At 69.0% G+C, this 23,382-nt stretch carries 24 protein-coding genes; 10 read left to right on the forward strand and 14 right to left on the reverse strand.

Going from position 1 to position 23,382, the window contains the following annotated elements:
* Window positions 1-7 precede the first annotated feature (7 nt).
* From era to O9255_RS00260, 6 genes are all read right to left on the reverse strand, one after another.
* Window positions 8-922: a GTPase Era gene (gene era / locus O9255_RS00235; RefSeq protein ID WP_297864822.1), complete on the reverse strand. Its 915-nt coding sequence runs from the start codon at window positions 920-922 to the stop codon at window positions 8-10.
* Entirely contained in the window at window positions 919-1,611 is a 693-nt protein-coding gene (gene rnc, locus O9255_RS00240) for a ribonuclease III (RefSeq protein ID WP_297864823.1), read from the reverse strand. Before rnc ends, era begins: the two co-directional genes overlap by 4 nt.
* 10 nt (window positions 1,612-1,621) lie before the next feature.
* Window positions 1,622-1,984 carry a DUF4845 domain-containing protein gene (locus tag O9255_RS00245; RefSeq protein WP_297864824.1) on the reverse strand — a complete coding sequence of 121 codons (363 nt, stop codon included), beginning with the start codon at window positions 1,982-1,984 and terminating at the stop codon, window positions 1,622-1,624.
* A gap of 16 nt (window positions 1,985-2,000) precedes the next feature.
* On the reverse strand, window positions 2,001-2,819 hold the full coding sequence (gene lepB, locus O9255_RS00250; RefSeq protein WP_297864825.1) for a signal peptidase I: 819 nt from the start codon (window positions 2,817-2,819) through the stop codon (window positions 2,001-2,003).
* Window positions 2,820-2,828: 9 nt separating this feature from the next.
* Complete coding sequence (gene lepA / locus O9255_RS00255) at window positions 2,829-4,628, reverse strand: translation elongation factor 4 (RefSeq protein WP_297864826.1); 1,800 nt, start codon at window positions 4,626-4,628, stop codon at window positions 2,829-2,831.
* A gap of 76 nt (window positions 4,629-4,704) precedes the next feature.
* Entirely contained in the window at window positions 4,705-6,162 is a 1,458-nt protein-coding gene (locus O9255_RS00260; RefSeq protein WP_297864827.1) for a Do family serine endopeptidase, read from the reverse strand.
* Window positions 6,163-6,221: 59 nt separating this feature from the next.
* On the opposite strand from O9255_RS00260, the gene O9255_RS00265 reads away from it, so the two are divergent.
* Window positions 6,222-6,677, forward strand: coding sequence for a hypothetical protein (locus O9255_RS00265; protein ID WP_297864828.1), 456 nt, complete (start codon window positions 6,222-6,224; stop codon window positions 6,675-6,677).
* Here O9255_RS00265 and O9255_RS00270 read toward each other — a convergent pair.
* Both O9255_RS00270 and rpoE read right to left on the reverse strand, forming a co-directional pair.
* Complete coding sequence (locus O9255_RS00270) at window positions 6,641-7,312, reverse strand: sigma-E factor negative regulatory protein (protein WP_297864829.1); 672 nt, start codon at window positions 7,310-7,312, stop codon at window positions 6,641-6,643. The two genes, O9255_RS00265 and O9255_RS00270, sit on opposite strands and share 37 nt — an antisense overlap.
* An 8-nt stretch (window positions 7,313-7,320) precedes the next feature.
* Window positions 7,321-7,899 (reverse strand): RNA polymerase sigma factor RpoE, encoded by a 579-nt coding sequence (gene rpoE / locus O9255_RS00275; protein WP_297864830.1) that lies wholly within the window; start codon window positions 7,897-7,899, stop codon window positions 7,321-7,323.
* A gap of 159 nt (window positions 7,900-8,058) precedes the next feature.
* Between rpoE and O9255_RS00280 the strand changes: the two genes are divergently transcribed.
* The 6 genes from O9255_RS00280 (at window position 8,059) to O9255_RS00305 (ending at window position 15,937) form a co-directional block, all read left to right on the forward strand.
* On the forward strand, window positions 8,059-10,089 hold the full coding sequence (locus O9255_RS00280; protein ID WP_297864831.1) for a 3-hydroxyacyl-CoA dehydrogenase NAD-binding domain-containing protein: 2,031 nt from the start codon (window positions 8,059-8,061) through the stop codon (window positions 10,087-10,089).
* 104 nt (window positions 10,090-10,193) lie between these two features.
* A complete protein-coding gene (locus O9255_RS00285; RefSeq protein ID WP_297864832.1) occupies window positions 10,194-11,324 on the forward strand; it encodes a polyamine ABC transporter substrate-binding protein in 1,131 nt (376 codons plus the stop codon).
* Between the two features lie 4 nt (window positions 11,325-11,328).
* The gene (potA, locus tag O9255_RS00290; RefSeq protein WP_297864833.1) at window positions 11,329-12,471 is read left to right on the forward strand and encodes a polyamine ABC transporter ATP-binding protein; all 1,143 of its coding nucleotides are present in this window, start codon (window positions 11,329-11,331) and stop codon (window positions 12,469-12,471) included.
* A 140-nt stretch (window positions 12,472-12,611) separates the two neighbouring features.
* Window positions 12,612-13,469 carry an ABC transporter permease subunit gene (locus tag O9255_RS00295; RefSeq protein ID WP_297864994.1) on the forward strand — a complete coding sequence of 286 codons (858 nt, stop codon included), beginning with the start codon at window positions 12,612-12,614 and terminating at the stop codon, window positions 13,467-13,469.
* Entirely contained in the window at window positions 13,466-14,275 is an 810-nt protein-coding gene (locus tag O9255_RS00300; protein ID WP_297864834.1) for an ABC transporter permease subunit, read from the forward strand. The genes O9255_RS00295 and O9255_RS00300 overlap by 4 nt, the downstream gene beginning before the upstream one ends.
* 237 nt (window positions 14,276-14,512) lie before the next feature.
* Window positions 14,513-15,937, forward strand: coding sequence for an alpha-amylase family protein (locus O9255_RS00305; RefSeq protein ID WP_297864835.1), 1,425 nt, complete (start codon window positions 14,513-14,515; stop codon window positions 15,935-15,937).
* Window positions 15,938-15,958: 21 nt separating this feature from the next.
* Here the strand turns inward: O9255_RS00305 and O9255_RS00310 are convergent, their stop codons facing one another.
* The 3 genes from O9255_RS00310 to O9255_RS00320 form a co-directional block, all read right to left on the reverse strand.
* Window positions 15,959-16,600, reverse strand: a complete 642-nt coding sequence (locus tag O9255_RS00310) for a methyltransferase domain-containing protein (RefSeq protein WP_297864836.1) — start codon at window positions 16,598-16,600, stop codon at window positions 15,959-15,961.
* Between the two features lie 119 nt (window positions 16,601-16,719).
* The gene (gene rlmKL / locus O9255_RS00315; RefSeq protein ID WP_297864837.1) at window positions 16,720-18,888 is read right to left on the reverse strand and encodes a bifunctional 23S rRNA (guanine(2069)-N(7))-methyltransferase RlmK/23S rRNA (guanine(2445)-N(2))-methyltransferase RlmL; all 2,169 of its coding nucleotides are present in this window, start codon (window positions 18,886-18,888) and stop codon (window positions 16,720-16,722) included.
* Window positions 18,888-19,448 (reverse strand): hypothetical protein, encoded by a 561-nt coding sequence (locus O9255_RS00320; RefSeq protein ID WP_297864838.1) that lies wholly within the window; start codon window positions 19,446-19,448, stop codon window positions 18,888-18,890. Before O9255_RS00320 ends, rlmKL begins: the two co-directional genes overlap by 1 nt.
* Window positions 19,449-19,511: 63 nt before the next feature.
* Here O9255_RS00320 and O9255_RS00325 point away from each other — a divergent pair, with 63 nt between their 5' ends.
* The 3 genes from O9255_RS00325 to O9255_RS00335 are packed head-to-tail and all read left to right on the forward strand — an operon-like array spanning window position 19,512 to window position 21,398.
* Window positions 19,512-20,078, forward strand: a complete 567-nt coding sequence (locus O9255_RS00325) for an N-acetylmuramoyl-L-alanine amidase (protein WP_297864839.1) — start codon at window positions 19,512-19,514, stop codon at window positions 20,076-20,078.
* 49 nt (window positions 20,079-20,127) lie between these two features.
* Window positions 20,128-21,000, forward strand: coding sequence for an acyl-CoA thioesterase II (gene tesB / locus O9255_RS00330; RefSeq protein WP_297864840.1), 873 nt, complete (start codon window positions 20,128-20,130; stop codon window positions 20,998-21,000).
* Window positions 21,000-21,398, forward strand: coding sequence for a hypothetical protein (locus tag O9255_RS00335; RefSeq protein ID WP_297864841.1), 399 nt, complete (start codon window positions 21,000-21,002; stop codon window positions 21,396-21,398). Before tesB ends, O9255_RS00335 begins: the two co-directional genes overlap by 1 nt.
* A 9-nt stretch (window positions 21,399-21,407) precedes the next feature.
* On the opposite strand, the gene O9255_RS00340 is transcribed toward O9255_RS00335, so the two are convergent.
* From O9255_RS00340 to tmk, 3 genes are read right to left on the reverse strand one after another with little or no spacing between them, the layout of a single operon-like run.
* Entirely contained in the window at window positions 21,408-21,761 is a 354-nt protein-coding gene (locus tag O9255_RS00340) for a PilZ domain-containing protein (RefSeq protein WP_297864995.1), read from the reverse strand.
* Window positions 21,761-22,744, reverse strand: a complete 984-nt coding sequence (gene holB, locus O9255_RS00345; protein WP_297864842.1) for a DNA polymerase III subunit delta' — start codon at window positions 22,742-22,744, stop codon at window positions 21,761-21,763. Before holB ends, O9255_RS00340 begins: the two co-directional genes overlap by 1 nt.
* Complete coding sequence (gene tmk, locus O9255_RS00350) at window positions 22,741-23,382, reverse strand: dTMP kinase (protein ID WP_297864843.1); 642 nt, start codon at window positions 23,380-23,382, stop codon at window positions 22,741-22,743. The genes holB and tmk overlap by 4 nt, the downstream gene beginning before the upstream one ends.

Genomic DNA, 23,382 nt, shown 5'->3' on the forward strand with positions numbered 1-23,382 from the left:
CGAGGCGTTACTCGCCGTAGCCGAACTGGCGCAGCGCGGATTCGTCGTCCGACCAGCCCTCGCGCACGCGCACCCAGGTCTGCAGGAAGACGCGGCGCCCGAAGAGCTTTTCCATCGAGATGCGCGCAGCGCTGCCGATGGTCTTCAACATCTCGCCGCCCTGTCCGATCACGATGGCCTTCTGGCCGTCGCGCTCGACCCAGATGATGGCGGCGATGCGCAGCTTGTCGCCTTCTTCCTCGAACTTCTCGATCTCGACGGTCGTCGAGTAGGGCACTTCCTGCCCGAGCTTGCGCATCAACTGCTCGCGCACCAGCTCGGCGGCGAGGAAGCGTTCGCTACGGTCGGTGATCTCGTCCTCGGCGAACAGCGGCGGCGATTCCGGCAGCACCGAGATCAGGCTCTTCACCAGCGGGCGCAGGCCGTCCTGCTTGCGCGCGGCGATCGGGTGCACCGCGGCGAACTCGCGGTCCTTGGTGACTTCGGCGATGAAGGGCAGCAGCGCCCCCTTCTCGACCAGTTTGTCGACCTTGTTGATGACCAGCACGACCGGCACGCCGGCGTCGCGCAGCACCTTGTAGGCGAGGGTGTCCTCGTCGGTCCAACGCCCGGCTTCGACGACCAGGGCCGCGCCGTCGACGTCCTCGACGGCGCCGCGGGCGGCGCGGTTCATGTAGCGGTTCATCGCTCGCCCGCTCTGGTCGCGGTGCAGGCCGGGCGTGTCCACCAGCGCGATCTGGCCGTCCTGGAACGTGGCGATGCCAAGCAGGCGATGGCGCGTGGTCTGCGGCTTCGGCGAGACGATGCTCACCTTGGCGCCGACCAGTGCGTTCACGAGGGTGGACTTGCCCACGTTGGGGCGGCCGAGCACGGCGATGGTGCCGGCGCGGTGCGGGGTGTCGGTATCGAGGGTGTCGCTCATGCCGGCAGTGTAGCGGCGCCGCGGCCCTTCGGATGCTCGCGCTCCAGCGCGGCCAGCAGGGCTTCAGCGGAGGCCTGTTCGGCATTGCGGAGCGACGTGCCCTCGCCGTCCACCTCGAGCAGGGGCTCGCCGGCCCGGGCACGCACGCGGAAATGCCGCGAATGGTCGGGCCCGCGGGCCTCCACCAGCTCGTACTCAGGCCGCGCCCACTGGCGGGCCTGCAGCCATTCCTGCAGCCGGGTCTTCGGGTCCTTGTCGACCTTGCCGGTCGGCATAGCCGCCAGCCCGGCCTCGAACCACGGCAGGGCGACCATCCGGCAGGCCTCGAGCCCGCCATCGAGGTAGATCGCCCCGACCACCGCCTCGAGGGCGTCGGCGAGGATCGAATCGCGGTGCTTACCGCCGGACTTCATCTCACCGGGGCCGAGCTGCAGCCGGTCGCCAAGGCCAAGGCTGCGCGCGATGCCGGCGAGGTTGGATTCCCGCACCAAGGCCGAACGAGCCCGGGTCAGGGCGCCTTCGTCGGCCTGCGGCCAGCGCTCGTGCAGGGCTTCCGCGATCAGCAGGGCCAATACAGCGTCGCCGAGGAATTCCAGCCGCTCGTTATGCGGCGCCCCGGCGCTGCGGTGGCGCAGCGCCGTGTCCAGCCGGCCGGGGTCGGCGAAGCGATGCCCGAAACCGGCACTCACGCGAGGGCCGTCAAGGCTGGCTGATCGGCGCCGAGTGCTGGAACTTGGCGACGAAGTCGAGGTTGTAGATCAGCGGCTTGCGGATCTCGTAATTCAGAACGAGGTTGAGCTGGTTGCCGTCGCGGATAACGCGCACGAACTCCGCCTTGTACGAGTCGGCGTAGTCGATCGTCATTTGCCGGTCCATCGCCCTGCGGATCTCATTGATGTCGCCCCCCTGCGCCTCGGCAGCGACCTTGTTGACCGCGTTGCGGATCGAGTAGTACTCGATGTACGTCGGGCCGATCTTCATGCCGAGGAACAGGAAGAAGCCGACCACGGCGAGGACGACGATGAAGCCGATGAAACTGATGCCGCGCTGACGCTGGTGCATGGGCGACCCCGGGGGTTTAGCGGATGACTTCGCCCATTCGACGCCAATCGAAGCTGTCCATGCAAGCCCAGTTGGCGCAGTTGAGCCAGATCACGTCGGCGCGGCCGGCCAGGTTGGCCTCGGGGACAAAGCCCCAGAAGCGCCCGTCGTCGGAGGCCACGCGGTTATCGCCGAGCACGAAGTAGTGCCCTTCCGGCACCACGTACTCGCCGTCACCGAAGGCCATCTGGCGCGACCATTTGTCCAGGATGGCGTGCTCCTTGCCCGGGGCGAGGGCCTCGCTGACGCGGGTGGCGCCGGTCATCTCGATGGCCGCGGGGGCACCGGCGCCGACGTAGATCGCTTCTTCGCCGTAGGCGATCGGCCTGCCGTTCACCGTCAGGCGGTTCTGGCGCACGCCGATGACGTCGCCGGGCAGGCCGATCACGCGCTTGATGTAGTCGGTGCCGACCGGCGGATCGGTGGCCACGGGCGGGTTGCGCCCAGGATAGCGGAACACCACCACGTCGCCGCGCTCGGGTGCGCCGGTATCGAACAGCACGGTGTTGGTCACCGGCAGCCGCACGCCGTAGGCGAACTTGTTGACGAGGATGAAGTCGCCGATCAGCAGCGTCGGCATCATCGACGAGGACGGGATGCGGAAGGGCTCGTACACGAAGCTCCGCAGGCAGAGGACAATCGCCAGCACCGGGAACAGCGAAGCGAAGAAATCGACCGTCTCGTTCGGCTTGCCGTCGGGGCCGCGGCGCTTGGCCAGCACCAGCTTGTCCACCGCCCAGAAGGCGCCGCAGAGCAGCGTGAGGGCGGTGAGGATCAGGGCGAAATCGAGCTTCACGCGGCGTCCTTATTTGGAGTTGTTGTCGACCGACAGCACCGCGAGGAAGGCCTCCTGCGGGATTTCCACCTTGCCGAACTGCTTCATGCGCTTCTTGCCCTCTTTCTGTTTCTCGAGGAGCTTCTTCTTGCGCGTGGCGTCGCCGCCGTAGCACTTCGCCAGCACGTTCTTGCGCATCGCCTTGACCGTCGAGCGGGCGATGATCTGCGAACCGACGGCGGCCTGGATGGCGACGTCGAACATCTGCCGCGGGATCAGCTCGCGCATGCGCTCGCAGAGGTCACGGCCGCGGCGATCGGCGTGGGCGCGGTGCAGGATCATCGACATGGCATCGACCTTGTCGCCGTTGATGAGCACGTCGACGCGCACGAACGGGCCGGCCTCGAAACGCAGGAAGTGGTAGTCGAGCGAGGCATAGCCGCGCGACACCGACTTCAGGCGGTCGAAGAAGTCGAGAACCACCTCGGCCATCGGAAGCTCGTAGGCGATCTGCACCTGGCTGCCGAGGTAGGTGATGCCGATCTGGCTGCCGCGCTTCTCCTCGCAGAGCTTGATGATGTTGCCGATGTACTCCTCGGGCGTGAGGATGTTGGCGCGGATGATCGGCTCGCGGATTTCCTGGATCTTGTTCACCGCCGGCAGGCGTGCCGGGTTGTCCAGCTTCATCACCTCGCCATCCGTCTGCACCAGCTCGTAGACGACGGTGGGGGCGGTGGTGACGAGGTCGAGGTCGTACTCGCGCTCGAGGCGCTCCTGCACGATCTCCATGTGCAGCATGCCGAGGAAGCCGCAGCGGAAACCGAAGCCCATGGCCTCCGAGCTCTCCGGCTCGAACTGCAGGGCGGCGTCGTTGAGGCGCAGCTTCTCGAGGGCCTCGCGCAGCGCCGGGTAATCGTCGGCGGCCGTCGGGAACAGGCCGGCGAACACGCGCGGCTGCATTTTCTGGAAGCCCGGGAGCGGCGAGGCCGCCGGATCGCGCGCCGAGGTGAGCGTGTCGCCGACCGGCGCGCCGTGCACGTCCTTGATCGACGCGGTGAGGAAGCCCACCTCGCCCGGCAGCAGCGCGTCCTTGATCTTCCGCTTCGGCGTGAACACGCCGACGCTGTCGATCTCGTGCACGCGGCCCGTCGACATCACCTGGATCTTGTCGCCCTTGCGGATCTCGCCCTGCATGACGCGCACCAGTGAGACCACGCCGAGGTAGTTGTCGAACCAGGAGTCGATGATCAGGGCCTGCAGCTTGTCGGTGTCACCGACCTTCGGCGGCGGGATGCGGGCCACGATCGCCTCGAGCACGTCGCGCACGTTGAGGCCGGTCTTGGCCGAGATGGCCACCGCGTCCTCGGCGTCGATGCCGATCACCGCTTCGATCTCGCGCTTCGCCCGCTCGGTATCGGCCGTCGGCAGGTCGATCTTGTTGAGCACAGGCACCACTTCGAGGCCCTGCTCGACCGCGGTGTAGCAGTTCGCCACCGACTGGGCCTCGACGCCCTGCGCGGCGTCGACGACGAGCAGCGCGCCCTCGCAGGCCGCCAGCGAGCGCGACACTTCGTAGCTGAAGTCGACGTGGCCGGGGGTGTCAATGAAGTTCAGCTGGTAGGTCTGGCCGTTCTTCGCCGTGTACGGCAGCGAGACGGACTGGGCCTTGATGGTGATGCCGCGCTCGCGCTCGATGGGGTTCGAGTCGAGCACCTGCGCCTCCATCTCGCGATCCTCGAGGCCGCCGCAGAGCTGGATGATGCGGTCGGCGAGCGTCGACTTGCCGTGGTCGACGTGGGCGATGATCGAGAAGTTACGGATGTGCTGCATGGGGTCGGTGCCGGGAAGACGGTGCCCGTTCGGGCAAGCCTGCGATTGTCGCATACGGGCCTGCCCCGAGCGGCCTTCACGGCATGGGCAGCTCGACGAAGCCGGTGCTGCTGGCGTTGCGCACCAGCAGGCGCAGCATGCTGCCCGCCTTCACCTTGCCCAGCTCGGCCTCGAAGGCCGCCGCCGTGCCCACGTCTCGGCCGTTGACGGCCAGGACCACGTCGCCGGGATTCAGGCCGGCCTGGCGGGCCAGGGCCGACCCGACGCGGCTGATCCGCACGCCCTCGCCGGCCTGCAGGCCCAAGCGCTGGCGGGTGGCGGCATCCACCGCCTCCGTCGCCAGGCCCAGCGCGTTGGCCGGGGCGGCGGCCGGGGCGACCGGGGTCGCCGGCGCGCCCGCGGTGGCGCCATCGAGGGCGTCGAGCGACACGACCAGGTCACGTCGACCGCCATCCCGCAGCACCGTCACCGTGGCGCGGCTGCCGGGAGGCAGCAGGCCCACCTGGGGCGGCAGATCGGAGGCAGTGAGGATCTCGCGGCCGTTGAAGGCGGTGATGACGTCGCCCGGACGGATGCCGGCCTTGTCGGCCGCGCTGCCGTTGTTGACGCTGTTCACGAAGGCCCCCACCGGGCGCGGCAGGCCCAGCTCCTGCGCCCGTTCGCGGGTGAGCTGGCCGATCTGCACGCCGAGCACGCCGCGGCGCACGGTGCCGCTCTCGCGCAACTGTCGCGCGGTGTTCATGGCCACGTCCACCGGGATCGCGAAGCTCACGCCGATGAAGCCGCCGGTGTTGCTGAAGATCTGCGAGTTCACGCCGACCACCTCACCCCGCACGTTGAGCAGCGGGCCACCGGAGTTGCCGCGGTTGATGGCGACGTCGGTCTGGATGAAGGGCACGTACTGCTGGCCCGGGTCGAGGCTGCGGCGGTTCACGCCGGAGACGATGCCGGCCGTCACCGAGTAGTCGAAGCCGAAGGGCGAGCCGATCGCCACGACCCATTGCCCCGGCTTGAGGCTGCGCGCGTCGCCGATGCGCACGGCCGGCAGGCCGGTGGCTTCGACCTTCAGCACCGCGATGTCGGACAGCGCGTCGGAGCCGACGATCTTCGCCTCGAGCTCGCGCCGATCGTTGAAGCGGACGATCACCTTGTCGGCGCCGTCGATGACGTGGTGGTTGGTGATGATGTAGCCGTCGGCGCTGGTGACGAAGCCGGTGCCCTGCGAGACGCCGCCGCGCTGCTGTGGCTGGGGCATACCGGGACCGATGAAGCGGCGGAAAATCTCGGGGATCTCCTCGCCTTCGGGCATTCCCTGCGCCTTGGCGCCCGCGCCCGGCGTGCTCGTAGCTTCGATGTTGACGACGGCCGGGGAGACCTGCTCGACCAAGCGGGTGAAGTCGGGCAGCTGGACGAGCGGTGCGGACGCTGCAGCCGGGGACGCGGGCGTGGCGGTCTGCGCGTCGACTGCGGCCGGCGCCAGCAGCGCGGCGGCCAGCACGGGGACGAGGGGAAGCAGACGGACCGGGGTCATCATCGTAGGAGCTCCTTGGGGTCGGACTCGAGTTCGGAAGGGCATTCGGGGCAAGGCCGCACATGCAGCGGCGGCGAGGCATCGAGGCGCTTGGTCAACACGCCCGCAAGGAAAGTTCCCAGCAGCAGCCCGACGAGTGCGCCGGCATTCGCAGCGCCCCACCGGGCACCGAGGGCATGGCCGAGGACAGCACCGGCGATCAGAGCGACGAGCGCCAAGCCGTAGGCCCGCATGGCGGCATGGCGAAGTCGGGGCGCGGAAACCTCTACATCAACGGCGGCGCCTGGCTGCAGCGCCTGAGCGTCGTGCTCGAGGCGGACCACGCCGGCATCGTCGGCGGCGAAGAGGCCGCATCGGCCGCCGCACCCGACGCAGCCGCGGCATTGGGATTCCGTCCAGCGCAGCGCGAGCCGCCCGTCCTCGGCAGAGACGACGACGGCGCGACGGCGGATCGCCTCCCCGGCGGCCAGTGGAGTCGGGGTCACTGCCGTGGCGGCGCGGCGGCCGGCACGCTGTAGTCCACGGTGTAGACGTCCTGCTCTGACGCGCTACGCGGCCAGGGACGGCTCGGCGCATCGACGGCAGGCAGCGGCGCGAGCTGTTCGGCGGTCGGCTGCGGGGCACGCACCAGCGGCGGAACGGCGGCCACGAGCGAGGCCGAGGGGCTCGCTTCCGCGCGCCGCGGCGGCATCGGCAACGGGGGGCTTGGCCGTGCCGGAAGCACCGTCGCGGCCGAGGGAACGGGCGCCTCGGCCAGGAGGGTTCCGGCGTCGCCAGCCACCGGCACCGGGTCGGACGGCCACATCAGGACAGCCACCAGGCCCAGCGCCGCGGCCGTCGCCAGCCAGCGCAGCGAACCCGAACGCACGGGGAAGACGCCCGGGATCGCGGGCGCGTGGGCAGCCCCTCGCGCCTCGTCCGCCGCGATCGCCGCGGCCACGCGAGCCGGCAGATCCCCCGCGGGACGCTGGTGAGGCTGGCGCCGCAGCGCATCGCCGATCACCTGCCAGCGACCGACTTCGGCACGCAGCGCGTCGTCGCTGAGCAAGCGCTTCAGCACGAATCGCGAGGCCTCGTCGGCCAAGGCGCCGTCGTGCCAGGCGCTCAGCTGTTCGCGGAAGTCATCGGGGCCGGCAGGAGCGTTCGGGGACATCGGCGTACTCATGGGTTCAACAGCGGCTTCAATCGGGCGTCGATGGCGTCGCGGGCGCGGAAGATGCGCGAGCGCACGGTGCCGATGGGGCACTGCATCCGCTCGGCGATCTCCTCGTAGCTCAATCCCTCGACCTCACGGAGGGTCAGTGCCTCGCGCAGCTCGGGGGCGAGGCCGTCGACGGCGGCCAGCACCAGCGCCTCCATCTCGTTGCGCAGGGCCTCGTGCTCCGGCGTCGCCACGTCATGCAGGCGCTCGGCCTCGCGGACGGTCGTGAGCTCCTCATCGTCGATGTCGTCGGTGGCCGGGCGGCGGCCAAGGCTGACGAGGTGGTTCTTGGCGGTGTTCACGGCGATCCGGTAGAGCCAGGTGTAGAACTGGGCGTCGCCGCGGAACTGCGGCAGGGCGCGCCAAGCGCGGATGAAGGCCTCCTGCACCACGTCCTCAGCCTCGGCCTCGTCGCGGATGTAACGCCGCACCAGGGCCGCGATGCGGTACTGGTACTTGCGGACGAGCAGGTCGAAGGCAGAGCGGTCACCGGCTTGGACGCGTTGCACGAGTTGGAGGTCGTTGGGGTCGTCGCCCATCCCGGGCCCGCTCCTGGCTGCTTGGCGCCGGGATCGGCCGCGGATGGAACGCAGGCCTAGACCGGACTTTCGAAGAAAAGTTCCCGGCCGATTTGACCGGGGGAAAGTGCAGCCCGGATGATACCGGCCCATCACCCTACTCTTCCGTACGGACTCCCCATGTTCGAAGGTCTTCGCCTGCAGCATTGGCGCACCCAGGTGCGTGCGGACGGCATCGTCGTGCTCACCCTCGACCGCGCCGACCAGAACGTCAACGCGCTCTCCCGCGGCGTGCTCGACGAGCTCGCCTCCCTGGTCGAGCGCCTCGCCATCGAAAAACCGAAGGGCGTGGTGTTCATCTCCGGCAAGAAGGCCGGCTTCATCCCCGGCGCCGACATCAAGGGCTTCGAGGCGATCCACGCGCGCGGCGAGACCTTCGACTGGATCCGCTCCGGCCAGCTGCTGTTCGACCGCATCAGCAAGCTGCCCTTCCCCACGGTGGCGGCCATCCACGGCCACTGCATGGGTGGCGGCACCGAACTCTCGCTGGCCTGCCGCTACCGCGTGGCCAGCAACGCCGACAACACCCGCATCGGCCTGCCGGAAGTGAAGCTGGGCATCTACCCGGGTTGGGGCGGCAGCGTGCGCGCGCTGAAGCTGCTCGGCGCACCCGCCGCCTTCGACCTGATGCTGACCGGCCGCGGCCTGCGTGCCTCGCAGGCGCGGGCCATCGGCCTCGTCGACAAGGTGGTGGAAGGCGCGCTGCTGGAAGACGCCGCCATCGAGCTGGCGAAGAAGGGCATCCAGCGCCCGCTGAAGCAGCGCCTCACGGCCTGGGCCACCAACACCTGGTTGGCGCGCCAGGTGCTCGCCAACATGATGGTGAAGCAGGTGTCGCGGAAGGCCCGCAAGGAGCACTACCCCGCGCCGTTCGCGATGATCGAGGCCTGGCGCCGCAACGGCGTCGGCAACGTCGGCAAGGCGCTGATGGCCGAGGCCAAGGCCGTTTCGAAGCTCGCCACCGGTCCGACGGCGATGAATCTCGTGCGCGTGTTCCTGCTGATGGAGCGCCTGAAGGGCCTCGGCGGCAAGGACCACGGCATCCAGCACGTGCACGTGGTGGGTGCGGGCGTGATGGGCGGCGACATTGCGGCCTGGGCCGCCTTCCGCGGCTTCAACGTGACCCTGCAGGACCGCGAGATGAAGTTCATCGAGCCGGCCCTGAAGCGCGCCGACGAGTTCTACGCGAAGAAGATCAAGGACGAGGCCAAGCGCGCCGAGACCCGCGCCCGCCTGCAGGCCGATGTCGACGGCGCCGGCGTGGCCAAGGCGGATCTCGTCATCGAGGCCATCTACGAGAACGCCGAGGCCAAGCATGCGCTGTTCAAGAAGGCCGAGGAAACGCTGAAGCCCGGCGCGATTCTGGCGACCAATACGAGCTCGATCGCGCTGGAGATCCTGCGCGAGGGCCGCACCGACGCCGCCCGCTTCGCCGGCCTGCACTTCTTCAACCCGGTGGCGATGATGCCGCTGGTCGAAATCGTCCAGCACGACGGCCTCGATGCCGAGACCACGCGCCGCCTCGCTGCCTTCTGCAAGGCCATCGACAAGCTGCCGGTGCCGGTGGCGGGCACGCCGGGCTTCCTCGTCAACCGCATCCTCGCGCCCTACATGCAGGAAGCCATCCTGCTGTTCAAGGAAGGCGTGCCGGGCGCGGTGATCGACAAGGCTGCGCTGAAGTTCGGCATGCCGATGGGCCCCATCGAACTGGTCGACACCGTCGGCCTCGACGTGGCCGCGAGCGTCGGCAAGATCATGGCGGCCTTCCACGGCCAGCCCCTGCCCGAGGGCCTGACCGTCGAGGAAGGCAAGCGCGGCAAGAAGGACGGCCAGGGCCTGTACAAGTGGGAGAACAGCAAGGCCGTCAAGCCGCAGGTTCCCGCCGACTACAAGGCACCGGAAGACCTCGAAGACCGCCTGATCCTGCCGCTCGTCAACGAAGCGGTGAGCTGCCTCGCCGACGGCACCGTCGCCGACGCCGACCTTCTGGATGCCGGCGTGATCTTCGGCACCGGCTTCGCCCCCTTCCGCGGTGGCCCCATCGCCCACGCGCGGGCTGCCGGCCCGGCCAAGCTGAAGGCCACCCTGGAGGCCCTGGCCGCCAAGCACGGCGACCGCTTCAAGCCGCGCCCCGGCTGGGACGCGCTCTGAGCCCGGAGCCGGGGTGAAGGCGGCGCGAGCCGCCTCGCCCGTCCGCGTTGACACCTCTAGAGGCCGCATCGACCATGCGGCCTTCGCTTTTCAAGGAGTTCCACATGCGTCCGACCCTGACCGCCCTCGCCGCCGCCCTGCTTCTCGCTGCCTGCGGGGGGCAAGCTGACGCGCCTGCCGACGACGCCGCCAAGCCGGACGGCAACGGCAAGCGCCAAGTGAACGTTTACAACTGGTCGGACTACATCACGCCGGAGACCCTCGAGCGCTTCACGCAGGAGACGGGCATCGAAGTGGTCTACGACGTCTATGCCGACAACGAGACGCTCGACGCGAAGCTCGTCGCCGGGCAGAGCGGCTACGACGTGATCTTCCCGTCGGCGCCGTTCGCGCAGCAGCACATCGCCAACAACCTCTACGCCGCGCTCGACAAAGCCGCGCTGCCGAACCTCGCCAACGTCGATCCGGCGCTGGCTGCCGGCCTCGCCGCCGCCGACCCGGAGGGCAACCACATCGTCCCCTACATGTGGGGCACCACGGCGATCGGCTACAACAAGCAGAAGGTCGCCGAAGTGATGGGGCCGGACTTCATGTTGGACAGCTGGTCGGCGATCTTCGACCCGGCCATCAGCGGCAAGCTCGCGAGCTGCGGCATCGCCATCCTCGACGACCAGCAGGAAGCCTTTTCGGCCGCCCTGTTCTTCAAGGGCCGCGACCCGAACGGGATGGGCAACGGCGAGATCGAGCTCGTGCAACAGACCTACGCACCGATCCGCCAGAACATCCGCTACTTCAATTCCAGCCGCTACATCGACGACCTCGCCAACGGCGAGATCTGCGTGGCGCTGGGCTACAACGGCGACGTGCTGCAAGCCCGGGCCCGTGCCGAGGAGGCCGGCACCGGCGTCGAGATCGCCTACGTCATTCCCAAGGAGGGCGCGATCCGCTGGTTCGACGTCATGGCCATCCCGGCCGATGCGCCGAACAAGGCCGAAGCGCACGCGTTCATCGACTTCATGCTCAAGCCCGACGTCATCGCGCCGGTCACGGAGTTCGTCGGCTATGCCTCGGCGAACGCACCGGCCAAGGCGCTGGTGAGCGAGGACCTCCGCAACGATCCGGCCGTGTACCCGCCGGAAGACGTGATCGGCAAGCTCGTCGACACGCGCAAACTGCCGCTCGAGGAGAACGACGCGCGGCAGCGCGCCTGGACGACCATCAAGAGCGGCGGCTGAGCCAATGAGCACGCCCGCGCGCCGGCAGGCCCAGGTCGATCCCTGGCAGGACCCGAACGCGGAGCCGATCCTCCGCATCGAGGGTGTCACCAAGACCTTCGGCAAGACCTACGCCGTGGACGATGTCTCGCTCGATATCTTCCGCGGCGAGTTCTTCGCCCTGCTGGGCGGCTCGGGCTGCGGCAAATCGACGCTGCTTCGCATCCTCGGCGGCTTCGAGGTGCCGGACAAAGGCCGCGTGCTGATCGACGGCACCGACATGACGCACGTGCCGCCCTACGAGCGGCCGGTGAACATGATGTTCCAGAGCTACGCGCTGTTCCCGCACATGACGGTCGAGCAGAACATCGCCTTCGGCCTCAAGCAGGACAAGCGCCCGGCCAGCGAGATCGGCGACCGCGTGGCCGCCATGCTCGATCTCGTGAAGATGGGCCAACTGGGCCGCCGGAAGCCGGACCAACTCAGCGGCGGCCAGCGGCAGCGCGTGGCCCTGGCCCGGGCGCTGGCCAAGGCGCCGAAGCTGCTGCTGCTCGACGAGCCGCTCGGCGCGTTGGACAAAAAGCTGCGCGAACACACGCAGTTCGAACTCGTGAACATCCAGGAGCGCACCGGCACCACCTTCGTCATGGTCACCCACGACCAGGAGGAAGCGATGACGATGTCGACGCGCGTGGCGGTGATGGATGCCGGGCGCATCGTGCAGGTCTCCACGCCCTCGAACCTCTACGAGTACCCGAACTCGAAGTTCGTCGCCGAGTTCATCGGCGCGGTGAACATGCTGCGCGGCACCGTCGTCGACCAGCAGGATGAGCGGGTGCTGGTGCATTGCCACGACGTCGAGCTCGATGTCTGGGCGCGCTACGTGGAGCCCATCCCGATGGGCACCGACGTGAACGTGGCCATCCGCCCTGAGAAGATCGACGTCGCCGAAGCCGAGCCCCACGGCGTGGAGAACGTCGTGCGCGGCCGCGTCGTCGAGATCGCCTACCTCGGCGATGTCTCGATCTACCACCTGCAGACCGACGACGGCTTCGTGCTGCGCGTGCAGGAAACCCACGCCGCGCGCAGCGCCGACCCGCACTACAACTGGGGCGACGTGCTGTACCTCGTGTGGCACGCCCGCGACGCGATCGTGCTGACCGCCTGATGCAGCGCCCAGCCCCTCACGACGGCGGCGCCTGGTGGGACCTCTGGTTCCAGGTGGTCGTCGGCCTGTTCCGGCAGATCGGCGCACTCGGCCGCGAACTGCGCGGCAGCCGCGGGCGCTACGTGGTGATCGCCATCCCGATGCTGTGGCTGCTGGCCTTCTTCCTCGCCCCGCTGCTGGTGGTGCTGAAGATCAGCGTCGCCCAGCGCACCGGCGGCGTGCCGCCCTACTCCGACCTCGTGGCGATCGGCGAGCAGGGCCTCGTCCAGATCAACCTGAGCTTCAAGGGCTACGCGACCCTGCTCACCGACCCGCTGTACGTCGAGAGCTATCTGAACTCCCTGCAGTTCGCCTCGATCTCCACGCTGGGCTGCCTGCTGCTCGGCTACCCCATCGCCTATGGCATCGCCCGCGCCACGCCGGCTTGGCGCATGTTCCTGCTGGTGCTGGTGGTGCTGCCGTTCTGGACGAGTTCGCTGCTGCGCACCTATGCGCTCACCGGCCTGCTGCGCGACAACGGGATGGTGAACCAGCTGCTGATGGCGATCGGCGCGACGGACGCGCCGATCCGACTGATCGATACGCCGTTCGCGGTGTATGTCGGCATCACCTACAACTACCTCCCCTTCATGGTGCTGCCGCTGGTGGCGAACCTGATGCGGCTCGACTTCACCCTGCTGCAGGCGGCGGCCGACCTCGGTGCGAAGCCGTGGCGCGCCTTCCTCTCGGTGACGCTGCCGCTCTCCTTGCCGGGGATCATCGCCGGCTCGCTGCTGGTGTTCATCCCGGCGGTCGGCGAGTACGTCATCCCCGCCCTGCTCGGTGGGCCGGAAGCCCTGAGCATCGGCTCGCGCATCTGGGAGGACTTCTTCAATGCCCGCAATTACCCGCTGGCCGCGGCGGTGGCCGTGGCGATGCTGGTGTTGATCGTCGTGCCGATGCTGCTCTTCGAAGCCTCGCAGGAACGCCGCGCCGAGAAGGAAGCGCAGCGCACATGAACCTGCGGAGACCTTTCGTCCTCTACACCCTGATGGCCTTCGGCTACGCCTTCCTGTACCTGCCGATCGCCAGCGTCGTGGCGTTCTCCTTCAACGAGACCCGCTCGGTGAGCCTGTGGAAGGGCTTCTCGCTGCAGTGGTACGGCCGGCTGCTGGAGAACCAGGCGGTCATCGACGCCGCCCTGCTGTCGCTGCTGATCGCCGCGATGGCGTCCACGCTGGCGGTGGTGATCGGCACGATGGCCGCCCTCGCGCTCTCGCGCTTCGGGCGTTTCAAGGGCCGCGGCATGCTCTCGCTGCTGAGCTCCGCGCCGCTGGTGATGCCCGACGTGATGCTCGGCATCAGCGCGCTGTTCCTCTTCATCACGCTGCAGCAGCTCATCGGCTGGCCGGAAGGCCGCGGTATCGACACCATCACCATCGCGCACGTGACGCTCTGCGTCTGCTACGTCACCGTGGTGGTGCGCTCGCGGCTTGCGCAGACCGACCACAGCCTCGAGGAAGCGGCGATGGACCTCGGCGCGCGGCCGTGGAAGGTTTTCTTCCTCGTGACGCTGCCGCTGATCTGGCCGGCCCTGCTGGCCGGTTGGCTGCTCGCCTTCACGCTGTCGCTGGATGACGTGGTCATCGCCAGCTTCACGTCGGGCCCGGGCTCAAGCACCCTGCCCGTGCTGATCCTCTCGAAGGTGCGCTTCGGCGTGACGCCCGAGATCAATGCGCTGGCCACGCTCATCATCGTGGCGGTGTGCATCGGCGTGAGCCTCGCCGGCTGGCTGATGCATCGCAACGCGCGCAACACGGCGTGATGCCGCGATTGCTGCGGGCCACCGCATGCGACGAGCTGCATACGTATTCAGCCGACGACCAACGTCGTTAGAGCCTAGGCTCTAAACCGAGCAAGCCCCCCGGTCCTGCTCACCGACGCGCCTGGAACTCAGGGCCGGGCGTCGTGCAGACGTTCCACCCAGGACGCACCGCAGTCGCAAGGATGGCCGACCCGGCCCGTGCTCGAAGCGCTCCCTCCCACGTTTGGAGCCACAACGATGATCTCCCGTGCTTTCCGCCCGTTCAGGGCGCTCCGTGCTTCGTTCCGTACCCTCGCCTTCCTCGTTTTGGCGGCGATCGCCGCACCCGCGGCCCAGGCCGACGCCATCCTCCACGCCTTCAACTGGCGCTATGCCGACGTGCAGGCGCGCGCCGACCAGATCCGCGATGCCGGCTACCGGATCGTTCTGGTCTCGCCGGCCTACAAGAGCGAAGGCAGCGCCTGGTGGGCGCGCTACCAGCCGCAGGATTTCCGGCTGATCCACAGCCCGCTGGGCGACACCACCGCCTTCCGCAACATGGTCACGGCCCTGCAGCAGCGCGGCATCCGCGTGTACGCCGACATCGTCATGAACCACATGGCGAACGAGGCCTTCAAGCGCAGCGACCTGAACTATCCGGGCAGCGCGGTGCTCTCGACGTACGCGAGCAACACCGCCTACTACAACGGCATCCGACTGTTCGGCGACCTGCGCTTCAACGTGCTCTCCGGCAACGACTTCGGCCCGGCGCGCTGCATCGTCGACTACAACAACGTCTGGGAAGTGCAGAACTACCGCCTCTGCGGCGGCGGCGGCGACGCCGGCCTGCCGGACCTCGTGGGCAACAGTTGGGTCGTCGCGCAACAGCAGCAGTACCTCCAGGCCCTGAAGACCATGGGCGTGAAGGGCTTTCGCATTGATGCCGCCAAGCACATGCCGGCGAGCTTCATGAATGCCGTGCTGACGCCCACGATCAAGTCGGGCATGCACGTGTTCGGCGAGGTCATCACCGGCGGCGGTGCCGGCAACGGCGAGTACGACCGTTTCCTCGCGCCCTACCTGCGCGACACCGACCACGCGGCCTACGACTTCCCGCTGCACAACCAGATGCGCAGTGCCTTCGGCTTCGGTGGCCGCATGAGCCAGCTGGTGGATCCGCTGGCGGTGGGACAGGCACTGCAACCCTCGCGCGCGATCACCTTCACCATCACGCACGACATCCCGAACAACGCCGGCTTCCGCTACCTGATCATGGACCCGACCGACGAGACGCTGGCCTACGCGTACATCTTCGGCCGCAACGGCGGCGTGCCGATGCTGTACTCGGACAACAACGAGAGTGGCGACAACCGCTGGGTCAACGCGTGGAACCGTAGTGACCTGAAGGCGATGGTGCGCTTCCACAACACCGCGCAGGGCACCGACCAGCAGGTACTGGCCTCCGGTGACTGCCATCTGATCTTCCGCCGCGGCGACCGCGGCATCGTCGCCATCAACAAGTGCGGGAACTCGGTGGCCGTGCCGGTGAACATGAACAACAGCGTGCTCTGGTGGAACACCGACTACCGCGATGCCCTCGACAGCACGAATGTCGTTCGCATCACCAATGGCACCTACACCTTCAACCTGCCGCCGCGCCGCGCACGGATGTGGCTGCGCTGATCGCCCTGCGCCGCGTCGGGCTCAACCGGCGCGGCGCCCCATCGGCTGGGCCTGCACGGCCGTCGAACGCTGCCGCTCGTAGACGTACACCGTCGCCGGCGGCACGTTCCACCAGGTGAAGCTGGCGCGGCGCGAGGTGAGCTTCAGGTCGTCGAGCACCTCGCGGGCCACCGGGCTGGCCGGCCCGTAGGTGAACTGCACGAAGCGTCCATCCGGGCGCAAACAGGCGAAGGCTTCAGAGACGATATCGCGCTGCAGCGGCCGCGGCATCGACAGCAGGCCCAGGCCGGAGACCACCGCATCGGCGGGGCCGGCACCGAGGAAACCGCTCTCCCGCGCGATGCGCTGGACGTCGGCGGCATTGGCGAGGTGCAGGTGGATGTCCGGGAAGCGCTGGCGAAGCGTCTGGTGCATCGCTTCGTTAAGCTCCAACACCATCAGGTCCGCCGGCGCGATGCCATGGCGGAGCAGCTGCTCCGTGATCGCCCCGGTGCCACCACCGAGCTCGATCAGCCGGCTGGACTTCGGCGGCAGCGCCGCGATCATCTGGCGCGCCAGTTGTGGGCTCGACGGCGAAACCGCCGCAACGCCCAGCGGGTTCTTCAACCATTGCCGGAAGAAGGCCCAGCGGGCCAAGCGGTCGTCGACGGTCGAATCGCGCATGGATGGCCGGATCAGGAAGCAGGTGCGCCAGCATGCCACGGCGGGGCCTTCACTGGCGTTACGCCTCCCCTTGGCTGGGTTCTTGCCCCCCCCAAGGCACCTGCATCGCGGCCCGCACCTCAGTCGCGCGGCCGCCCGCGGTGCAACAGCCACGCGCGGTGGATGCGCGGGTTGCGTTCGAAATCCGGCCCAATGGTGTCCGGCGTGATCTCCTCGATCTCGGCGAATTTCCCGATGGTCTCGAGGTCGGGCTTGAAGCGGCGGAAGTTGTTCGAGAACAGCAGCACACCGCCGGGCGCCAATCGGCGCATCGCCGCACCCAGCAGGTCGACGTGGTGCTTCTGCACGTCGAAGTCGTCCTTGTCCTTGCTGTTCGAGAAGGTCGGCGGGTCGCAGAAGATCAGGTCGTATTCGCCCTTCTCGGCGCGCAGCCAGCTCATCACGTCGGCCTTGACGTAGCGGTGCTGCGGTCCGACCTGGCCATTGATGGCCATGTTGCGCGCGGCCCACTCGAGGTAGGTGGAGCTCAGGTCGACCGACGTGGTGCTGGCCGCGCCGCCCACGGCGGCGTGCACGGTGGCCGCGCCGGTGTAGCAGAACAGGTTGAGGAAGCGCGCGTCCTTCGACTCTTCGAAAATGCGCGTGCGCAGCGGGCGATGGTCGAGGAAGAGGCCGGTGTCGAGGTAGTCGAACAGGTTCACCTCGAGCCGCACGGCGCCCTCGCGGACGATGAAGGCCTCCTGCCGCTCGTCCATCCGTCCGTACTTGCTGCCCCCCTTGCCGCGCGCGCGCGTCTTGGTGGCGATGCGCTCCTTCGGCACGCCGAAGACCTCGCGCAGTGCCGCGAGCAATTCGCCGAAGCGGCGGCGCGCATCGTGCTCGGCCACGCTGGCCGGCGGCGCGTACTCCTGCACGTGCAGGAAGGTGCGCGCTTCGCCCTCATCATCGTCCTCGGCATAGACATCGACGGCGGCCGCGTACTCGGGCAGATCGGCATCGTATGCGCGGAAACAGGTGACGCCCTCGCGCTCACGCCAGCGCGCCGAATGCTTCAAGGTCTTCTTCAGCCGGTTGGCGATCATCTGCGCGCCCTCGCTCAGCGCGCGCGCCTCGCCCTCCACGCGCGGCGGCGGCGGCGCAAACGAATCGCAGGCCAGCAGCGTGCACTCCAGCGCGCCATTGCTGATCGCGTAGCGCTTGCGAGCCCTGAGCCGCGTGGCATGCGCCAGCGATTCATTGCCGCAAAGGATCGCGCCGCGCCACTCGGGCACCGCCCGCTGCAGGGCCGAACCGATCGCCGCATAAAGCGCTTCGTCGGCGGCCAGGCGCTCGTCGTAGGGCGGGTTGCAGGCGACCACGCCGGGGCCTTCGCAGGGGCGCTGCAGATCGGCGATATCGCCGGTCCGGAAGTCGATGGCGTCGAACACGCCCGCCGCTTCGGCGTTGCGGCGCGCCTGCTGGACGATGCGCATGTCGAGGTCGACCCCGAAGAAGCGCGCCGGCAGGTCGGCGCGATGGTCACGCCCCTTGGCCTCCTCGACCAGCCGCTGCCACAACGCATGGTCGAAGCCGCGCCAACGGGTCGGCGGCTCCTCGCCGTGGCGCAACAGGCCGGGCGCGGTGTCGGCCGCGATGAGGGCACCTTCCACCAGCACGGTGCCGCTGCCGCACATCGGATCGAGCAGGGCCAGCGGCGTGCCGACGGCGTCCGCGGCGGCCAGCGCTTCGCGCGTCCATCCGGCGCGTGCCAGCACGGCGCAGGCGAGGTTCTCCTTCAGCGGCGCATCGCCCTGCCCTTGCCGCCAGCCGCGGCGGTGCAGCGGGCCGGCGAGGTCCACGGAAAGGATCGCCTTGCCTTTGCGCACCACGAGATCGAGGCGCAGGTCGGGGTTGTCGACGTCCACCGACGGCCGCGTGCCGGTGTCGAAGCGCAGCCGGTCGACGATCGCGTCCTTCACCCGCTGCGCGGCGTAGCGCGAGTGGTTGAAGCCGGGGCCAGAGACCGTGGCGTGCACGGCCAGCGTGCCTTCCGGCTCGAGGTGCTCGCGCCAGTCGATCGCGTGCACCGCGGCATACAGGTCGTCCTCGCTGGCGCAGTCGAATTCGAGCAGCGGCCACAGCGCACGGCTGCCGAAGCGCGACCACAGCGCGCAGCGCAACAGGCTCTCCGCCTCGCCTTCGACGTTCACGCCAGACTGCGCGGCGGTGGCTTTGTCGGCACCCAACGCGAGGAGCTCGTCAGCCAGCAGGTATTCGAGGCCGCGGCCACAGGGCACGAAGTACTGCATCAGGCGTCCACCCGCTTCAGGAGGTCGGCGAAAGCGCTCGCGCTGTAATCGACGTGCGCGGCGAGGCGATGCGAATCATCCACCAGTCGGAGCTCGGCCTTGCGGGCGGCGCACCAGTCGATGACGGCGGCGGCCGGGATCAGTTCGTCGTCCCAGCCGTGCACCACCATCGTCGGAAGGGACGCCGGCGCTTGCAGCGGGGTCGGCCACCAGCCCGGCATCGCGATCGGCGGCGCCATCAGGAACAGGCCCAACAGCGTCGGGCCAGTGGACGAGGTGCCGCCGCCGCCCGCCAGATGCCCCGCCACTTCGCCGCTGATGAAGGCGCCCATGCTCGAACCGGCCAGCACCAGCGGCCCGGTGTGGGCGCGAGCGAGCGCCTGCAGCCGCGCGAGGCGCGCCGCGATGTCCTCGGGGCGACGGCCGGCATCGAGATCGCGGTAGTCCGGACGCTCATGGCTCCAGCCGAGGTGTTCGGCGACCTGCGCCAAGGCCGAGACCTTGGTGGCCTCGGGGCCGCTTTCGAGGCCATGCGACAGGATGACGTGGCCTCGGGCCATGCGGGGTTCACTCGTGAAGCGCGGCGCCAGGGCGCCAAGGGTCGCGATGCTAGCATCCGGCCCATGGCCGACCCTGACTCCGCGCCCTACCAGCCGCTGCCCTACACCGAGCGCCTGCCGCGACGCGACCCCGCCAGCATCGACCTCGTGGTCATGCACTGCACCGAAACGCCCACGCTCGCCAGCGCGCGTGAATTCGGCGAGCGCGTGCTCTACCCGGACACCGGTACCGGTGCTTGCGGCCACTACTACATCGACCGCGACGGCACGCTCGTCTGCTACGTCGAACCCGAGCGCATCGCCAACCACGTGCGGGGATGGAACCCGCGCTCGATCGGCGTCGAGATCGTCAACACCGGCCGCTACCCGCACTGGTACGACAGCCGCCACCAGGCGTTGGACGAGCCGTACACGGACGCACAGTTGACTGCGCTGCTCTCGCTGCTCGCCGACCTGCGCGAACGCTTTCCGTCCCTCCGCTTCATCGCCGGCCACGAAGACCTCGACACCGCGCGGGTGGAAGCCAGCGACGACCCGTCGCTCACGGTGTGGCGCAAGCGTGATCCCGGGCCGCTGTTTCCCTGGACACAGGTGCTCGAAGCCTGTGGACTGGAGCGCCTGAAGCCCTGAACAGGGCGAACGCTATACTTCGCGGCCGCGATCCAACGCCCGTGCCGCCATGACCCATCCCGTCGTCGCCGACCTCGTCCAGCTGCTGAAGCTGGAGCGCCTCGAGGACAACCTCTACCGCGGCCAGAGCCGCGACATCGGCACGAAGTTCGTGTTCGGCGGCCAGGTGATGGGGCAGGCCCTCGCGGCGGCCCAAGCCACCGTCGACGCGGCCCGGCACGTGAACTCCCTGCACGCCTACTTCCTGCGGCCCGGCGACATCGAGGCCCCGATCGTCTATTCGGTGGATCGGACGCGGGACGGCCGCAGTTTCAGCACGCGGCGCGTCACCGCCATCCAGCATGGCCAGCCGATCTGCGTGTTCGCCAGTTCGTTCCACATCGAGGAACCCGGCGCCGAGCACCAGATCAACAAGCCCGAGGTCCCCGATCCGGAAGACCTCGAGCCGATGGTCATGCCCGCACCGGAGTTGCTCGCCAAGCTCCCGCCGATGATGCAGCGCTGGCTGTCGCGGCAGGTGCCGTTCGAGGTTCGCCCCGTCTATCCGCGCGATGAACTGAAGCCGGCCAAGCGCCCGCCCTACCAGCAGGTCTGGTTCCGGCTGATCGACCGGGTCGACGACACGCCCCTGCTGCACCGCGCGCTACTGGCCTACGCGTCGGATTTCCACCTGCTCGGCACCGCCACCCTGCCGCACGGCATCAGCTACTACGACCCGCGCGTGCAGATGGCATCGATCGACCACGCGATGTGGTTCCACCGCCCGTTCCGCGCCGACGACTGGCTGCTGTACGCGCTCGATAGCCCGACCGCCCAAGGCGCGCGTGGCCTCGGCCGCGGCAGCATCTATTCGCGCGACGGCCGCCTGGTGGCCAGTACCGCCCAGGAAGGCATGATCCGCATCGTCGAGGGCGAGGACTGATGCGCGAGGTCTACCGCTCGCTGCGCGTCGAACAGGTCGAAGGCGCGGCGACCCTGCTCAACGAGGCCGGCATCGAGACCAGCATCCAGAACGGCCGCTCCTACAAGGGCGGCCGGCGGCGGAATTTCAGCTTCCGCGAGACGCCGGATTCCGCGAAGGCCGCGGTGCTCTACGTCACCCACAACGGCGACCTGCCGGAAGCGCGCCGGCTGCTGCGCGAAGCGGGGCTCATGGAGCCCGGCCAGCGCGAAAGCTACCTCCCGCAGGAGCTGCAGTTCCAGCTGCGCGAAGAGAAGAAGCCCCGCATCGACCCGCGTCGCCTGCGCACGGTGCTCTTGATGATGATCGTGATCATCATCGCGCTGTTCACGTTCTTCGGGCCCTACCTCGCGCGCTGAGCGCGGGCGTCACATCGTGGCGGTCGGCTTGTCGGAATCGATGATGCCGGCGAGGTGGGTTTCGATCTTGCCCTTCACCATTTCCGCTTCGGGGGTCTCGGCGAACTGCACGCCGATGCCGGCAGCCCGGCCACCTTGCGCACCCGTCGGGGTGATCCACACGACCTTGCCGGCGACCGGCAGGCGGTCCTTGTCGTCGAGCAGCGTCAGCAGCAGGAAGACCTCGTCGCCGATCTGGTAGCGCTTGGTCGTCGGCACGAACAGGCCGCCGCCGCGCAGGAAGGACATGTAGGACGTGTGCAGCGAGCCCTTGTCCTTGATGGCGAGGGAAAGAATGCCCTGGCGGGCACCACCGGCTCCAATCATCGACGTGTCTCCGTTGTCGCCATCAGGCCGCGCCACTCGGCGAGGAGGCCCGCGAGGGCCAATTCATGCTTGAGCGGGGCGGACAGCTGCAGGCGCAGGCGATTCAGCTGGTCAAACCACGCCGCCAGCTTGTCCACATCGGCGGGCGGGGTCAATCCGGCCACGGCCGGTGCCCCGGCGATCCCGCGCGCGAGCGCGACCGCCGCATCGGCCACGAAGCGCAGGCGCAGTCCAGCGAGGGCGGGCTCAGCCATCCACAGCTGCGCGATGCCGAGCGGAGAGGCGATGCCGCGGGCCACGCCGGCCCACTCCTTCAGCGTGGTGTCGCGCAGCGCGAGATGCCCGGCGCGCAGCCAGGCATCGGCGAGGCCGGGATGCCCCTGGGCGGCGTCGAGCGCCTCGGTGGCGCGGGGAGCCGGGTGGCCTTGCGAAGCCAGCCAGCCCAGCGCGACCTCCCGCTCGGGGACCGAGAATTCGATGCGCTGGCAGCGGCTGCGGATCGTCGCGGGCAGGCGCTGCGGCGCCGCGCTCACAAGCAGCAGGAAGCGGTTGTCGGCGGGTTCCTCGAGCGTCTTCAGCAGCGCGTTGGCGGCCGAGGTGTTCAGCGCGTCAGCCGGATCGATCAGCACCACTTGCGCGCCGCCACGCTGCGCGGTCATCTGCATCGAGCCGCTCAGGGCGCGCACCTGGTCGATCACCAGCTCGGTGCGCAGCTTGCCGGTGTTGGCGTTCTCTTCGAAGGTGATGATGCGGAAATCAGGGTGCGTCCCGGCCTCGCGCAGCGCGCAACCGCGGCAGCGACCGCAGGGCGGCTGGTCCTTCGGTGAATCGCAGAGCAAACGGGCCGCGAGGGCGTCGGCCACCGCGCGCTTGCCGAGCTGCTCGGGGCCGCAAAGCAACTGGGCGTGGCCGAGCCGTCCGGCGCGCCAGGCCGCCAGCGCGGTATCGAGCCGCTGCTGCTGCCAGGGCGCGAGGCTCACGGCGCGCTCCAGCGATCGAGGAAGGCATCGAGCGCGGCGCAGGCGTCACGCACGACGGCCTCGACCGGCTGCGAGGCATCGACCACGGCGATGCGCTGCGGCTGCGCCGCGGCGCGGGCACGGTACGCACCGCGCACGCGCTCGAAGAACTCGTCCTTCTCGCGCTCGATGCGGTCCGCCGGCGCACCGCGTGAGCGGGCACGCGCAAGACCGGCCTGCACATCGAGGTCGAGCAGGAGGGTGAAGTCGGGTACGCGGCCGACGAACACGCGTTCCAGATCGGCGATGACGCCCATCGGCAGGCCGCGTCCGCCGCCCTGATAGGCGAAGCTGGCGTCGGTGAAGCGGTCGGCCAACACCATGTCGCCGCGCGCGAGCGCCGGCTCCACCAGCGTCTCCACGAGCTGCGCGCGCGAGGCGAACATCAGCAGCAGCTCCGTACTCGGCACCAGCGGCTGCGCGGGGTCGAGCAGCAGCGCGCGGATGGCTTCGCCCGCCGGCGTGCCACCGGGCTCGCGCGTGCCGACCACGGCATGGCCGCGCGCCTCGAGGCGCGCCCGCAAGGCGACGAGCACGGTGGTCTTGCCCGCGCCCTCGCCGCCTTCGAGGCTGATCAGCGCGCCACGGGTGGACGCCAT

This window comes from Silanimonas sp. (genome assembly GCF_027530345.1).
Classification (GTDB): Bacteria; Pseudomonadota; Gammaproteobacteria; order Xanthomonadales; family Xanthomonadaceae; genus Silanimonas.

Coding starts and splice junctions, on each gene's coding strand:
- O9255_RS00305 (WP_297864835.1), top strand. CDS start 14,513: ATGATCTCCCGTGCTTTCCGCCCGTTCAGGGCGCTCCGTGCTTCGTTC.
- tmk (WP_297864843.1), bottom strand. CDS start 23,382: ATGGCGTCCACCCGTGGCGCGCTGATCAGCCTCGAAGGCGGCGAGGGC.
- rpoE (WP_297864830.1), bottom strand. CDS start 7,899: ATGGGCGACGACCCCAACGACCTCCAACTCGTGCAACGCGTCCAAGCC.
- O9255_RS00300 (WP_297864834.1), top strand. CDS start 13,466: ATGAACCTGCGGAGACCTTTCGTCCTCTACACCCTGATGGCCTTCGGC.
- tesB (WP_297864840.1), top strand. CDS start 20,128: ATGACCCATCCCGTCGTCGCCGACCTCGTCCAGCTGCTGAAGCTGGAG.
- O9255_RS00295 (WP_297864994.1), top strand. CDS start 12,612: ATGCTGTGGCTGCTGGCCTTCTTCCTCGCCCCGCTGCTGGTGGTGCTG.
- O9255_RS00270 (WP_297864829.1), bottom strand. CDS start 7,312: ATGTCCCCGAACGCTCCTGCCGGCCCCGATGACTTCCGCGAACAGCTG.
- O9255_RS00260 (WP_297864827.1), bottom strand. CDS start 6,162: ATGATGACCCCGGTCCGTCTGCTTCCCCTCGTCCCCGTGCTGGCCGCC.
- O9255_RS00285 (WP_297864832.1), top strand. CDS start 10,194: ATGCGTCCGACCCTGACCGCCCTCGCCGCCGCCCTGCTTCTCGCTGCC.
- O9255_RS00325 (WP_297864839.1), top strand. CDS start 19,512: ATGGCCGACCCTGACTCCGCGCCCTACCAGCCGCTGCCCTACACCGAG.
- O9255_RS00320 (WP_297864838.1), bottom strand. CDS start 19,448: ATGGCCCGAGGCCACGTCATCCTGTCGCATGGCCTCGAAAGCGGCCCC.
- lepA (WP_297864826.1), bottom strand. CDS start 4,628: ATGCAGCACATCCGTAACTTCTCGATCATCGCCCACGTCGACCACGGC.
- potA (WP_297864833.1), top strand. CDS start 11,329: ATGAGCACGCCCGCGCGCCGGCAGGCCCAGGTCGATCCCTGGCAGGAC.
- era (WP_297864822.1), bottom strand. CDS start 922: ATGAGCGACACCCTCGATACCGACACCCCGCACCGCGCCGGCACCATC.
- O9255_RS00265 (WP_297864828.1), top strand. CDS start 6,222: ATGCAGCGGCGGCGAGGCATCGAGGCGCTTGGTCAACACGCCCGCAAG.
- O9255_RS00335 (WP_297864841.1), top strand. CDS start 21,000: ATGCGCGAGGTCTACCGCTCGCTGCGCGTCGAACAGGTCGAAGGCGCG.
- O9255_RS00280 (WP_297864831.1), top strand. CDS start 8,059: ATGTTCGAAGGTCTTCGCCTGCAGCATTGGCGCACCCAGGTGCGTGCG.
- rlmKL (WP_297864837.1), bottom strand. CDS start 18,888: ATGCAGTACTTCGTGCCCTGTGGCCGCGGCCTCGAATACCTGCTGGCT.
- O9255_RS00245 (WP_297864824.1), bottom strand. CDS start 1,984: ATGCACCAGCGTCAGCGCGGCATCAGTTTCATCGGCTTCATCGTCGTC.
- O9255_RS00310 (WP_297864836.1), bottom strand. CDS start 16,600: ATGCGCGATTCGACCGTCGACGACCGCTTGGCCCGCTGGGCCTTCTTC.